The sequence below is a fragment of the Vogesella sp. XCS3 genome (assembly GCF_020616155.1).
Classification (GTDB): Bacteria; Pseudomonadota; Gammaproteobacteria; order Burkholderiales; family Chromobacteriaceae; genus Vogesella.
On the sequence record NZ_CP085530.1, the window covers coordinates 2,872,132 to 2,885,598 of the forward strand.

At 64.4% G+C, this 13,467-nt stretch carries 10 protein-coding genes; 7 read left to right on the forward strand and 3 right to left on the reverse strand.

What is annotated here, in order from left to right:
* The first annotated feature begins 18 nt into the window (after window positions 1-18).
* The 5 genes from nagA (at window position 19) to gap (ending at window position 7,862) form a co-directional block, all read left to right on the forward strand.
* Entirely contained in the window at window positions 19-1,110 is a 1,092-nt protein-coding gene (gene nagA, locus LCH97_RS13740) for an N-acetylglucosamine-6-phosphate deacetylase (protein ID WP_227302186.1), read from the forward strand.
* Window positions 1,091-2,113, forward strand: coding sequence for an SIS domain-containing protein (locus LCH97_RS13745; RefSeq protein WP_227302187.1), 1,023 nt, complete (start codon window positions 1,091-1,093; stop codon window positions 2,111-2,113). The genes nagA and LCH97_RS13745 overlap by 20 nt, the downstream gene beginning before the upstream one ends.
* Before the next feature lie 149 nt (window positions 2,114-2,262).
* The gene (gene ptsP, locus LCH97_RS13750; protein ID WP_227302188.1) at window positions 2,263-4,764 is read left to right on the forward strand and encodes a phosphoenolpyruvate--protein phosphotransferase; all 2,502 of its coding nucleotides are present in this window, start codon (window positions 2,263-2,265) and stop codon (window positions 4,762-4,764) included.
* A gap of 63 nt (window positions 4,765-4,827) precedes the next feature.
* On the forward strand, window positions 4,828-6,465 hold the full coding sequence (gene nagE, locus LCH97_RS13755) for an N-acetylglucosamine-specific PTS transporter subunit IIBC (protein ID WP_227302189.1): 1,638 nt from the start codon (window positions 4,828-4,830) through the stop codon (window positions 6,463-6,465).
* A gap of 386 nt (window positions 6,466-6,851) precedes the next feature.
* Window positions 6,852-7,862, forward strand: a complete 1,011-nt coding sequence (gap, locus tag LCH97_RS13760) for a type I glyceraldehyde-3-phosphate dehydrogenase (protein ID WP_227302190.1) — start codon at window positions 6,852-6,854, stop codon at window positions 7,860-7,862.
* Between the two features lie 327 nt (window positions 7,863-8,189).
* Here gap and LCH97_RS13765 read toward each other — a convergent pair whose 3' ends face one another.
* Window positions 8,190-8,633 carry an Lrp/AsnC family transcriptional regulator gene (locus tag LCH97_RS13765; RefSeq protein ID WP_227302191.1) on the reverse strand — a complete coding sequence of 148 codons (444 nt, stop codon included), beginning with the start codon at window positions 8,631-8,633 and terminating at the stop codon, window positions 8,190-8,192.
* 318 nt (window positions 8,634-8,951) lie between these two features.
* On the reverse strand, window positions 8,952-9,380 hold the full coding sequence (locus tag LCH97_RS13770) for an Lrp/AsnC family transcriptional regulator (protein WP_227302192.1): 429 nt from the start codon (window positions 9,378-9,380) through the stop codon (window positions 8,952-8,954).
* Window positions 9,381-9,498: 118 nt separating this feature from the next.
* On the opposite strand from LCH97_RS13770, the gene ctlX reads away from it, so the two are divergent.
* The gene (gene ctlX, locus LCH97_RS13775; RefSeq protein ID WP_227302193.1) at window positions 9,499-10,464 is read left to right on the forward strand and encodes a citrulline utilization hydrolase CtlX; all 966 of its coding nucleotides are present in this window, start codon (window positions 9,499-9,501) and stop codon (window positions 10,462-10,464) included.
* Here ctlX and LCH97_RS13780 read toward each other — a convergent pair.
* Complete coding sequence (locus LCH97_RS13780) at window positions 10,409-12,400, reverse strand: BCCT family transporter (protein WP_227302194.1); 1,992 nt, start codon at window positions 12,398-12,400, stop codon at window positions 10,409-10,411. The two genes, ctlX and LCH97_RS13780, sit on opposite strands and share 56 nt — an antisense overlap.
* A 377-nt stretch (window positions 12,401-12,777) precedes the next feature.
* On the opposite strand from LCH97_RS13780, the gene phoB reads away from it, so the two are divergent.
* Window positions 12,778-13,467 carry a phosphate regulon transcriptional regulator PhoB gene (gene phoB, locus LCH97_RS13785; RefSeq protein WP_017507884.1) on the forward strand — a complete coding sequence of 230 codons (690 nt, stop codon included), beginning with the start codon at window positions 12,778-12,780 and terminating at the stop codon, window positions 13,465-13,467.

Below are 13,467 nucleotides of genomic sequence, written 5' to 3' on the forward strand. Positions count from 1 at the left end.
CGAGTTTTGCAAGGCCGCATGCTGACCAGCGCAGGCTGGATGGACGGCGAGCTGCAGATAGGTGACGACGGCAAGATTGCCGCCATACAAGGCAGGTTGGCCGCAGCCGGCGACGCCGAGCGCTATATCCTGCCCGGCTTTATCGACCTGCACGTCCATGGCGGCGGCGGTGTAGACATCATGGAAGCGGGCCGCGCAGCCCAGCATGTGGCCAGTACGCATGCCCGCTTTGGTACCACCTCGCTGCTGGCCACCACCATGACGGCCCCGCGCGAGGCGCTGCAAGCCGTACTGGCCGCCCTGGGCGACGCCAGCCGCAGCCGGCAGCCTGGCAGCGCACGCATTCTCGGTGTGCATCTGGAAGGCCCTTACATCAATAAGGGCAAGCTGGGTGCGCAGCCGGACAACGCGGTGGAAGCCGCGATGGCAGAAATCAACCACTACCGGTCGCTTGCCCCGATCAGCCTGGTTACCCTCGCGCCCGAAGTGGCCGGTCACATGGAAGTGATCCGCGAGCTAAGCCGGCAGGGCGTACGCGTACAGCTGGGCCACACGCTGGGCAGCTACGAAGACGGTGTAACGGCGCTGGAAAACGGCGCCAGCGGGTTTACCCATTTGTTTAACGCGATGACCGGCTTGCACCACCGCGAGCCGGGCATGGTAGGGGCGGCACTGGCTCACGCCGAGTACGCCGAGCTGATACCTGACCTGCTGCACGTGCACCCCGGTGCCATGCGCGCCGCCATGCGCGCCATCCCCCGACTGTTCTGTGTCACCGATTCCACGGCTGCCGCCGGGATGCCGGACGGCCAGTACAAGCTGGGCTCGCAGACAGTGACCAAGTGCCTGGGCGGTGTGCGCCTGGCCGACGGTACGCTGGCAGGCAGCACCCTTACCATGGATCAGGCCCTGCGCAACCTGGTAGAGATCGGCGTGCCGCTGGCCAGCGCCAGCAACCGCCTGTCGCTGTACCCCGCCGACTATCTGGGCGTACACGACCGAGGCAGGCTGGAAGAGGGCGCGTGGGCTGACATCGTGGTGATGGATTCAAACCTGCAGTTGCAACGCGTATTCGTAGAAGGAGAGTGTCTTGAGCTCGTTAATGCTTGATGAAGCCCTGTTTGCCGCCCAGGCGGTAGCCGCCCAGCATATGTATGCCGATGAAGGGCTGGCTGTCCTGGCGCGCGAACTGGCCAAAGCGCCGCCACAGTTGGCCCTGACTGTGGCGCGCGGCAGCTCGGATCATGCGGCCAACTATTTCGCCTACCTGGCGATGCAGCGCACCGGCACGCCGGTGGTATCGCTGCCCATGTCGCTGCTCACGCTGCATCAAGCACCGCTCAATGTAAAAGGCCAGCTGGCCGTGGCCCTGTCGCAATCCGGCCGCAGCCCTGACCTGATCGACACCATGACCGCCCTGGGCGCAGCCGGTGCCCGCACCGTGGCGCTGGTGAACAAACCCGACTCCCCGCTGGCTGCTGCCTGCGAATGGTCGGTACCGCTGTGTGCCGGCGAAGAAAAAAGTGTCGCCGCCACCAAAAGCTATATCGCCACCCTGTCCGCGGTAGCCCGCCTGGTGGCGCACTGGCAGCAGGACACCGCCCTGCTGGCCGCCCTGAACGACCTGCCGGATCACCTGACCGAAGCCACCCGCCAGGACTGGAGCAGCGCGCTGGACGTGCTGGTACCGGCCGAGCGCATCATGGTGGTAGGCCGTGGCCTGGGCTTTGCCGTGGCGCTGGAAGCCGCGCTGAAGTTCAAGGAAACCTGCGTGATCCAGGCAGAAGCTTTCTCCGGCGCCGAAATCAAACACGGCCCGATGGCACTGGTGGACGATGGCTACCCGCTGCTGATTTTCGCCCCGCGTGGCCCGGAACAAGCCGGCCTGGTAGCCCTGGCCGACGAAATGCGTGGCCGTGGTGCCAACGTACTGTTGGCCGCACCGGCCGACGTGGCCAGCCGCAACCTTACCCTGGCTACCGCCGGTGACGAAGCGCTGGACCCGCTGCTGGCGATCCAGAGCTTCTACCTGATGGCCGCCCGCCTGTCGGTAGCGCGTGGCCTGAACCCTGACACGCCGCGCCACCTGAAAAAAGAAACACTCACGGTATAAACCGTGGCTGCCGGGCGGCCGCCCGGCAGTGTTGGCAACACCCATAAAACGATCCCGATGCCGGGGCCATGACCCACGGCACGTATCCAGCATGACTTACGCGCATGGCTGCGGGGCAGCGTGCGCGCTTTCAGAGAGAAGGAAACCCGATGTCTGCAACCGTTACCCTGCAAGCGCCGCTGTCCGGCGTGGTATTGCCGCTGTCTGCCGTACCCGACCCGGTATTTTCCGGCGGTCTGATGGGCCAGGGTCTGGCTATTGAGCCGCTGTCTTCCACCCTGCTGTCCCCTTGCGATGGCCAGGTAAGCCAGGTGTCCAGTACCGGCCACGCCGTGACCGTGCGTGCGGCCAACGGTGCCGAGATCCTGATGCACATCGGCATCGACACCGTAAAGCTGGGTGGCAGCGGCTTTGCTACCCGCGTACAGAAAGGCCAGCAGGTCAGCGCGGGCCAGCCGCTGGTGGATATCGATATCGATAGCGTGGCCCGCCGCGCGCCTTCTCTCATTACCGTCGTTGTGGTGACCAACAGCGACGACATGGCTCTCTCCCTCGATGCATCCGGACTTGTGGAAGCCGGTGCGTCGTGTTTTCTGACCGTGACGGCTCAGGGTGCTATCTCCCTCCCTGACGCCGTCCACGGCGCAGAACTGTCCGTTACCGCCGTTGTGGCGCACGAAGGCGGCTTGCACGCCCGCCCCAGCGCGCTGGTGCAGTCGGTAGCCCGCCGCTATCAAAGCCACATCGACATCGGCTTTGCCGGCCAGCGCGCCAATGCACGCAGCGTGGTCAGCATGATGGGCCTGGGCGTGGGCGAAAACGACACGGTTACCCTGTATGCCAAAGGTGAAGACGCCGACGCCGCGCTGGCCGCGTTGGTAGAAGCACTGCAAACCCATACCCACGCCGGCCATGCGCCAGCGCCTGCTGCGGTCGTAGCAAGCCGCGACGATGGCAAGCTGGGCGGCGTGTGCGCGGCCCCCGGCCTGGCAGTGGGGACGCTGGTATTGCTGGCCGAGCAGGTGCGTGCGGTGCCTGAGCGCGGCCATGGCGTAGAGCCGGAGTTGGCCGCACTGCATGGCGCCCTGAAAAAAGTGCGCGAGACGGTGGCCGCCGACGTGGCGCAGGCCGACAAGCGCGGCGCGCACGCCGAAAGCGAGATCTTTGGCGCCCACCTGGCGCTGCTGGACGACCCCGAGCTGGCGCAAGCCGCCGAGCGCTACATTCTGGATGGCCGCAGCGCCGCCTACGCCTACCGCAGCGCCATCAGCGCGCAGAGCGAGGTGTTGCTGGGCCTGGGCAATGCGTTGCTGGCCGAACGCGTAGCCGACCTGAAAGACCTGGAACGCCGCGTGCTGGACGTGCTGCTGGGCGGCGAAGAAGCTGCCCCCGAGCTGCCGGCACAAGCCATCGTGGTGGCCGACGACCTGACCCCATCGCAGCTGACCCGCCTGCCGCGCGAACAGCTGGCCGGCGTGGTGCTGGCGCGTGGCGGTGCCACCAACCACGTGGCCATCCTGTGCCGTGCGTTGGCTATTCCGGCGCTGGTGGCGTGTGGCCCGGCTGCGCTGGCACTGGCTGCCGGCCGTGACGCGCTGCTGAACGCTGGCGAGGGCTGGCTGGATAGCGATGCGGATGCCGCCGCGCTAGACGCCGCGCGTCAGGACATTGCCCAGCGTGAACAGCGCCGCCGCACGCTGCGCGAGCAGTCTGCCGGCCAGGCGCGTACCCGCGATGGCCTGGCTATCGAGGTGGCGGCCAACATTGCCAACGCCGCCGAGGCGCGCGACGCGGTGCTGAACGGCGCCGATGGCGTGGGCCTGCTGCGTACCGAATTCCTCTTCATTGACCGTCACGACTCCCCTAGCGAAGACGAACAGCGCGCCGCCTGCCAGGACGTGCTGGACGCGCTGGAAGGCCGCACCGCCATCATCCGTACGCTGGACGCCGGTGGCGACAAGGACGTGCCTTACCTGCCGCTGCCTGCCGAAGACAACCCGGCGCTGGGCCTGCGCGGTATCCGCACCGGCTTTGCCATGCCGGCGGTGCTGGACGCGCAGCTGCGTGCGCTGCTGCAAGTGAAGCCGCTGTCGCGCCTGCGCATCCTGCTGCCCATGGTGGCCGACGTGGCCGACCTGCAGCGCGTGCGCCAGCGCCTGGACGAGCTGGCCGCCGAGCTGGGCGTAGCCGAGCGCCCGCAGCTGGGCGTGATGATCGAAGTGCCGTCGGCCGCGCTGTTGGCCGACCAGCTGGCCGAGTACGCCGACTTCCTGTCCATCGGTACCAACGATCTTACCCAGTACACGCTGGCGATGGACCGCTGCCACCCGGCGCTGGCTGCCAGGCTGGACGCGCTGCACCCGTCGCTGTTGCGCCTGATCGCGCTGACCGTGCACGGCGCGGCCAAGCACGGCAAGTGGGTAGGGGTGTGCGGCGCGCTGGCGTCCGACCCGCAAGCCACGCCGGTGCTGGTGGGCCTGGGCGTCACCGAGCTGTCCGTGAGCCCGTCGCTTGTGCCGGAAATCAAGGACACCGTGCGCCGCCTGGATAGCACGGCCTGCCAGCAGCTGGCGCTGGACCTGCAGTCGCTGAATTCGGCGCAACAAGTGCGGGCGCGGTTACAAGCCGACGCCGCGGCCTTGCTGCGCTGACCTGGTCAGGCCGCCGCATCCTCCCAACTGGCGGCCTGCATTAAAACGAAGAGGAGAAACACAGTGAGTACTTCAAGCAAGTTCGCCGGCGTACAGCAGCTGGGCCGTGCCCTGATGCTGCCTATCGCCGTCCTGCCAGTGGCAGGCCTGCTACTGCGCCTGGGTCAGCCCGACCTGATGGGCATTCCGGTCATGGCGCAAGCCGGGGATGCCATTTTCGGCAACCTGGCACTGCTGTTTGCCATCGGTGTCGCCGTGGGTTTTGCCAAGGATAACAACGGTGCTTCCGGCCTGGCCGGTGCCATCGGTTACTTGGTGCTGACCGCGGTGCTGAAAGTGATCGACGCCAAGATCAATATGGGCGTACTGGCCGGCATTACCGCCGGTATCAGCGCCGGCCTGCTGTACAACCGCTACAAGGACATCGCACTGCCGTCCTACCTGGCCTTCTTTGGTGGCCGCCGTTTTGTGCCTATCGTTACCGGCTTTGCCATGCTGCTGGCCGGCGTGGTGCTGGGCTATATCTGGCCGCCTATCCAGCAGGGTATCGACGCGGTAGGCCACTGGGTCATCGGCGCGGGCGAGTTCGGCCTGTTCGTGTACGGCGTGCTCAACCGTATCCTGATCGTCACCGGCCTGCACCACATCATCAACACCTTTGCCTGGTTCCAGCTGGGTGACTTTACCGACGCCGCCGGCAAGGTGGTGCACGGTGACCTGACCCGCTTCTTTGCCGGCGACAAGACCGCAGGCATGTTCATGTCCGGCTTCTTCCCGGTGATGATGTTCGGCCTGCCGGCTGCCTGCCTGGCCATGTACCGCGCCGCGCGTCCGGAAAACAAGGCTGCTGTGGGTGGCGTGCTGCTGTCCATGGGCCTGACCGCCGCGCTGACCGGCGTGACCGAGCCGGTAGAGTTCGCCTTCATGTTCCTGGCCCCGGCGCTGTACGCCATCCACGCGGTGCTCACCGGCATCTCGATGGCGCTGATGCACACCCTGGGCGTGAAGCTGGGCTTTGGCTTCTCCGCTGGCCTGTTCGACTACGTGCTGAACTTTGGTATCGCGCAGAAACCGCTGCTGCTGATCCCTATCGGCCTGGCCTACTTTGCCGTGTACTACGTGCTGTTCACCTTCTTCATCAAGAAATTCAACCTGATGACCATGGGCCGCGAAGAAGTGGCCGCCGGTAGCAGCGCGGCTGCCAGCCTGGGTGGCAAAGGTAGCGACCGTGCGCGTGGCTTCATCGGGGCGCTGGGCGGTGCGGCCAACCTGAAAAGCGTAGACGCGTGCACCACCCGCCTGCGCCTGCAGGTTGTCAGCAACGATGCAGTAGATGAAGCCGCGCTGAAAGCACTGGGTTCGCGCGGCATGATCAAGCCGGCAGCCGGTAGCGTACAAGTGGTACTCGGCCCCGAGGCCGAGCTGGTAGCCGACGAAATCCGCGCTGCGTTGGCGAACCCGCAAGCTGCCGCCGCCGATAGCGGTGCACTGAAAGACGCGCTGGGTGGTGCAGCCAACATCCGCGCCGTGGAAGTGGTCGCCGGTAGCCGCCTGCGTGTAGAGCTGGCCGACGCCAGCCGCGTGAACGAAGGCAGCCTGAAGGCCCTGGGCGTGAGCGGCATCATGGCCATGCCTGGCAACCTGGTGCATCTGGTCGTGGAAGGCGGCGACCCCGCTGCCCTGGCCAGCCAGCTGCAATAAGCATGGCGCTTTCACCCCGCTGCCCCAGGTAGCGGGGCAAGACAAGGCCTGCGCGTGTCGTTTGGCGGCACGCGCAGCCAGTGGTAAGCCAGGGTGACCTGACCTGTGGCTTTGCTCTCCTTCTACCCCGGCCATGCCGGGGTATTTTTTGCGCTATATTGGAATCGATCCCACTTCGGTTAACGCGGTAGCCGACGTGCTGGCGTCTGGCAATCCATGTTGGCCGCAAGCGCCGTACGGCGCGGCCAGGCCAGGCAAAAAGTGTTGGTAGTACGCACACTACATAACTGTAAGGGATTGAGTACAAGCCCGATTGGGACAAGGATGTACCCATAGCAAGCGTGCAGCTGGCACGCAGGATTCACCCGATAATCAGGAGACACAATATGGCACTGAAACTCGCCATCAACGGGTACGGCCGCATCGGCCGCATGGTATTGCGCGCCTGGCAAGAACGTTTTGCCGATAAAGATATTGAAATCGTTGCCATCAACGATCTGGGCAACCCGGAACTGCACGCCCACCTGACCAAATACGACTCCATCCACGGCCCTTTCCCTGGCACCGTGGCGCTAGAAGGCGACAAGCTGGTGATCAACGGCAAGCCTATCCAGCTGCTGTCGGTACGCAACCCGGCCGAGCTGCCGTGGGGCGACATGGGCGTGGACATCGTGCTGGAATGTACCGGCATCTTCACCAAACGCGACAAGGCTGGTCTGCACCTGCAAGCCGGCGCCAAGAAAGTGCTGATCTCTGCCCCGGCAGACGACGCTGACGCCACCATCGTGTACGGCGTAAACCACGACACCCTGCGCGCCGACATGAGCATCGTGTCCAACGCCAGCTGCACCACCAACTGCCTGGCCCCGCTGGTAAAACCGCTGAACGACGCCATCGGCGTGGCGCACGGCCTGATGACCACCGTGCACTCCTACACCAACGACCAGGTGCTGCTGGACACCGAGCACAGCGACCTGCGCCGTGCCCGTTCCGCCGCGCTGTCGATGATCCCGACCAAGACCGGCGCCGCTGCCGCCGTGGGCCTGGTACTGCCACAGCTGAAAGGCAAGCTGGACGGTTTTGCCGTGCGCGTGCCTACCGCCAACGTATCGCTGGTCGATCTCACCTTCACCGCCCAGCGTGACACCACGGTGGCCGAAGTGAACGAACTGGTCACCGCCGCGGCCAACGGCCCGCTCAAAGGCGTGCTGGCGGTGAACACCCTGCCGCTGGTGTCGATCGACTTCATGCACAACCCGGCGTCCAGCGTGTTTGACGCCACGCTGACCCGCGTGATCGAAGGCCGCCAGGTGAAAGTGCTGTCGTGGTACGACAACGAATGGGGCTTCTCCAACCGCATGCTGGATACCGCCCAGGCCTGGGTGGCTGCCAAGTAAGTAGCGGCCGCAGTCTGCTAGCGTGCCGATGTTGGCCGCAAAGCAGCCCGCGGGCCGGTGCTGAAGGCTGCGGCGGCATGAGCTGCCGCACCGATTTACCGGTACCCGTGTGGAGACGGGTACCTCGTTCTTTAGGTGTATTCTGTTGCTTCTTTGTGCATAGTTCCGGCCTGCCCCTGCAAGGGCAGGCTGTTTTTTTGCCTGTAGCGCCGCCAGGCCACGCGTGGCGTGTTGATCTGCATCAGGTAAGGCGCGGCTACATTGCGGCGTTGCGTGTAGTGTCTGTACTACACGCTGACAGGCGGTGTGGCGGGTGTGTCGGGCGGGCTAGTCTTCTTCCGGCAGCGGGGGCAGGCGGTGGCTGACCGGGGTGTCGATCACCATCGAGGTTTTGGTGTCGCCGTACTGCATCAGGCGGGCGATCAGCGCCTGCAGCGTGCCCATGCTGTCCACCGCCACGCGGATCATCAGCCCGCTGCTGCCGGTGATGGAATCGCAGTGCACGATTTCCGGCATGGCTTTGAGCAGCTCCAGCACGGCGTAGTATTCTTGGTTTTTTACCGTCAGCTCGATCAGGCACTGTATCGGGCAACCCAGCGCTTCCGGGCGGATGATTGCGCGATAGCCGGCTATCACGCCCGATCGTTCCAGCTTTTCCACGCGGTCGGCAACGGCCGGTGCGGACAGGTTCACCCGGCGGGCCAGCTCGGCAAAGCTGAGGCGGCCGTTTTCGTGCAGCGCAGCGATAATCTTGCGGTCAAACTTGTCCATTTTTCGATTCGAAGGTCAAAGTGGCGTAAATACATTGTATACAAAGTTATGACGGCTTATAAGCTTCGAATGCCTATTAATAAGCCCGGTTAACCCCCGTACAATTCGCCCCGTGTTGAAGCCGCCGGGTCCGCGCCCGAGGCTTTGACTTCTGGATCCGTTATGAGGGTGCCTGAGCAATCGGCATCTTTGGAACTGTTCTGGTGATCTCTTTGTCCCTGGTCTTAAGTGTTCTTGGCCCCCATGTGTGGCCGGGAACCGACCCTTAGTGGCCTGTCCCCAACCGGACAGGCCTTTTTTTTGCGCTTTTTTTGCGGCTTACACCTTGTGGGTGGACAGCAGCAGGCTGGTTTCGCTGGCGGTAATGCCCGGGATCAGGCGGATGCGGCCCAGCACGCGGTCAAACTGCTCCAGCGAGTCGGCGCGCAGCTCGGTGACGATATCCCAGCGCCCGTTGGTGGAGTGCAGCGCGTACACGTGCGGCTCGCCACGTAAGGCCTGCAGTACGGCCGGGGTCTTGTTGCCTTCTACCGCAATGCCCATCCAGGCGCGGATGCGCTGGGCCTCGGCCTGCGGTTTCAGCCGCACGGTATAGCCGATGATGATGCCGGCTTGCTCCAGCTTGCTGATGTGCTTTTGTACGGTGGTACGTGATACGCGTAGCCGTGTGGCCAGCTCGGTGACCGGGGTGCGGGCGTTGTCACGCAGCAGGGCAATAAGCTGCAGGTCGGTGTCGTCAAGTTGCATAGTGCTGGCCCGGGTTATCAATATGTGCAGTCTAGCGATAAAACTGCACAGGGTGCCAACTACAAAGTGGCCGCCGCCACCGCCACAATTTCTCCTGCTACCCGACCCAGGAGAAACCATGTCACAGCCTGCCTCGCATGTACTGATGGTGCGTCCCGCCCGTTTTCATGCCAACCCGCAAACCCTTGCCAGCAACCATTTCCAGCAGCCTGCGGCCAACGCGGGGGCCAGCGTTACACTGGCTGCCCAGCGCGAGTTTGACGGCTACGTCGCAGCCTTGCAGCACGCCGGGGTGCGCGTGCAGGTGTTCCGCCAGCCAGCGGGGCTGGATACGCCGGATGCCGTGTTTCCCAATAACTGGTTTTCAACCCATGCCAAAGGCATGCTGGTGCTGTACCCGATGGCTGCGGCCAACCGTAGGCTGGAGCGCCGCGCCGATATCGTGGCCTGGCTACAGCAGCAGTTTGCCGTGCGCGAGCTGCTGGACCTCAGCCCGCACGAGGCGCAGGGGCAGTATCTGGAAGGGACAGGTGCGATTGTGTTCGACCACGCGGCACGGCGAGCCTGGCTGTGCCGCTCCGGCCGCAGCCAGCCGGTGTTGCTGGCGCCGCTGGCCGCCAGGCTGGGCTACCAGATGCAGGTGTTTGACGCGGTGGATGCTGCCGGCCGTGCCATTTATCACAGCAATGTGATGATGGCCATCGGCCCGCGCTTTGCGGTGGTGTGTCTGCCGGCGATTCGCGATGTCGGCGAGCGCCAGCGGGTGCAGGCGCAGCTGCGGCGCGATGGCAAGCAGGTGATCAGCATCAGCCTGGCGCAGATGGCCAGCTTCTGCGGCAATATCCTTGCCCTGCGCAGTGTGGACGGCAGCGCGGTGATCGCGATGTCCAGCCGCGCCTGGGCGGCCTTCAGTGTGCAGCAGCAGGCGATGTTGGCCGCACACGGGCGCATCGTGCACACCCCGCTGGATACCATTGAAAGCCATGGCGGCGGCGGGGCGCGCTGCATGGTGGCCGAGCTGTATTTGCCTAGTGCCCCGGCGCACTGCTCAGCAGCTGGCCACGCTGTTGTAGCTGCAGGCTGAGGTAGCGTTCGTATTGCTTGAGCACGTCGGCAATGATCTCGCTCTGGCGCAGATAGCGGATGTCGTAGCCTTCGCGGCCATCGGCAAAGCCGGTTTGTGCCAGGTACTGCATATCGGCATCGCTGCGGCTGGCCGGCAGGAAGGCCGGCAGCGGCTTGCCGTGGCACTGCACGCTGTAGACAAAGTCGCGCTGCCCAGGCTGGTCTATACGCAGGGTAACCGCGCCGTCTGCCCCCCGGCTGACCTGGGCGGCCACGCCGTTGTTGCGCAGCTCGGCCGCGACGGTATCCAGCGCCGGGCTGACCTCGGTATCAATGAAATGCTGCACGTTGGCCGCATCCGGGCGCTGTACCAGCTGGCGCAGGCGTTGCTGCCAGTGGTGGCCGCTCCAGAACTGCGTGGCCGGTGCCGGCTGCTGCGCCTGGTGGCACTGGTCGGACTGCAGGCCGCGCCACAGGCTGTAGCACAGCAGCAGCATGATGGCGGTGAAAGGCAGGGCGCTGAGCAGGGTCATGGCTTGCAGCGCTTTCAGGCCGCCGGCGCTCAGTAGCGCGGCAGCGGTGGCACCCAGCAAGGCAGCCCAGAACAGGCGCTGCCATAGCGGCGAGTGCTCCGCCCCCACGCTGGCAATGCTGTCCAGCACCATGGCGCCGGAGTCGGCCGAGGTCACGAAGAACACGGCAATCAGCAGAATGGCCACCGCGCTGGTGAGCTGCGTCAGCGGCAGGTAATCAAAGAAGCGGAACAGCAGGCTGTCTACGTTGGCCGCGGTGGCGCCCAGTGCGCCGCCTGCCACGTGCAGGTCCAGCCAGATGGCGCTGTTACCGAATACCGTCATCCACAGCAGGTTGAACAGCGTTGGGGCCAGCAGCACGCCCACGATGAATTCGCGGATGGTGCGCCCGCGCGAAATGCGTGCAATGAACAGGCCGACAAACGGCGACCACGACACCCACCACGCCCAGTACAGCAGCGTCCAGCCGCCCAGCCAGTCTTGTTGTGCCTGTGTACCGTAGCTGAAGGTACGGAAGGTCATGGCCACCAGGCCGGAAAAATAGCTGCCCAGGTTGTCGCTAAAGGCCAGCAGCAGGTACACGGTAGGGCCGGCCAGCAGCACAAACAGCAGCAAGGCCAGCGCCAGGCTCAGGTTGAGCTCGCTCAGGCGGCGCACGCCTTTGTCCAGGCCGGTGGCGGCCGATAGCCCGGCCAGGCCCATCACCACGGCAATCAGCCCCAGCTTGAAGCCGATACCGCTGCTGTCGATACCCGCTACCTGCTGCAGGCCTGCGGCCAGCTGCATCACGCCGTAGCCCAGCGTGGTGGCGATGCCAAAGACGGTGGAAACCAGCGCGAAGACGTCCACGGCATGGCCCCACGGCCCGTGGATGCGCTCGCCCAGTATCGGGTACAGGCCGGCACGCAAGCTTAGCGGTAGCTGGTAGCGAAAGCCGAAATAAGCCAGCACCAGCCCCACCACGCCATAAATCGCCCAGGCGTGCAGGCCCCAGTGGTGGAAAGTCAGGTTCATGGCTTGCTGGGCGGCTGCTTGCGGGTTGGCCGCAGCCAGCGGCGGGCTCAGATAATGTTGCAGCGGCTCGCCTACGCCAAAGTACATCAGGCCTATGCCCATGCCGGCCGCAAACAGCATGGCCAGCCACGACGTCATGCTGAAGGCCGGCTGCGCGTCGTCCGGCCCCAGTTTGATGTCGCCGTAGCGGCTGGCGGCAATGCCCAGCAGGCTGATCAGGAACACCGCAACAGCCAGAATATAAAACCAGCCGAATTGTTGGCTGATGGCGCGCTGGGCACCGCCTAGCAAGCTTTCGGCTGAAGCGGGCGCGAGCGTGGCCCACGCAAGGATGGTGGCAATCAGCAGCAGGCCAGGCAAGAACACAGGCCAGGCCAATGTGGTACGGAAGGTACGGACGGACTCCATGCTTTCCCTTTCATGTATCGAAGGTGGCAGGCGTTCCGGGGCAGGGGCGTGAGGGGTGCCAGGTGCGGCGCGGCAGGCGGGGTAAGCAAAGGTTGGCCGCAGACAAGCTGGCCCGAAACAGATTAAGACGAGTATAACCGAAAATACTTTTGTATCAAAATAAAATACAAATGCAATAAGCGGTTACAAAGCGCTATGGCCGCCAGAAAACGCAAAATGCTTGTACACTGCGGGCGGTATTTTTGGCATAAATCACCTGTTACGCGACAGCGGCAGCCTATTTTGGCTTTGTTTATCGAAAGCCGCGTGAAGTGTCACATTTCTGTAACCGCTTTTTTCTATCCTTGCCATAATCGTACATGGAAGGATTCCGCCACATGCCCGCCAATATTCTGCTTGTAGAAGACGAACCAGCGATTCAAGAGCTGATCGCGTTCAATCTGGTCCAGGCCGGACACCATGTGCTGCGTGCCAGCACCGCCGAAGTGGCGCTGACCCTGGTGAAAAATGCCCTGCCGGACCTGGTGCTGCTGGACTGGATGCTGCCCGGCGCATCCGGCGTGGAAATCGCGCGCAAGCTGCGCGCCGACGAACGCACGCGCCAGATCCCCATCATCATGCTGACCGCCCGCTCCGAAGAGCAGGACAAGGTGCAGGGCCTGGAAGCCGGCGCCGACGACTACATCACCAAGCCGTTTTCGCCGCGCGAGCTGCTGGCGCGCATCAAGGCGGTACTGCGCCGCCGCGCCCCGCAAATGACCGACGACGCGGTAGAAGTGAAAGGCCTGCGCCTGGACCCGGTTACCCACCGTGTACAAGGCAACGGCGAGACCGTGGACCTGGGGCCAACCGAATTCCGCCTGCTGCATTTCTTCATGACCCACGCTGAGCGCGTGCACTCGCGTACCCAGCTGCTGGACCAGGTGTGGGGCGACCACGTCTTTGTGGAAGAGCGCACCGTAGACGTACACATCCGCCGCCTGCGCAGCGCACTGGAACCCACCGGCCACGATGGCCTGATCCAGACCGTGCGTGGTACCGGCTACCGCTTCTCGGCGCAGGGGTAA

Bases quoted from the DNA above. Each gene is read 5' to 3' on its own strand.
- LCH97_RS13765 (WP_227302191.1), bottom strand. From the start codon at position 8,633: ATGGACAAGTTTGACCGCAAGATTATCGCTGCGCTGCACGAAAACGGC.
- LCH97_RS13780 (WP_227302194.1), bottom strand. From the start codon at position 12,400: ATGGAGTCCGTCCGTACCTTCCGTACCACATTGGCCTGGCCTGTGTTC.
- ptsP (WP_227302188.1), top strand. From the start codon at position 2,263: ATGTCTGCAACCGTTACCCTGCAAGCGCCGCTGTCCGGCGTGGTATTG.
- LCH97_RS13770 (WP_227302192.1), bottom strand. From the start codon at position 9,380: ATGCAACTTGACGACACCGACCTGCAGCTTATTGCCCTGCTGCGTGAC.
- nagA (WP_227302186.1), top strand. From the start codon at position 19: ATGCTGACCAGCGCAGGCTGGATGGACGGCGAGCTGCAGATAGGTGAC.
- gap (WP_227302190.1), top strand. From the start codon at position 6,852: ATGGCACTGAAACTCGCCATCAACGGGTACGGCCGCATCGGCCGCATG.
- ctlX (WP_227302193.1), top strand. From the start codon at position 9,499: ATGTCACAGCCTGCCTCGCATGTACTGATGGTGCGTCCCGCCCGTTTT.
- phoB (WP_017507884.1), top strand. From the start codon at position 12,778: ATGCCCGCCAATATTCTGCTTGTAGAAGACGAACCAGCGATTCAAGAG.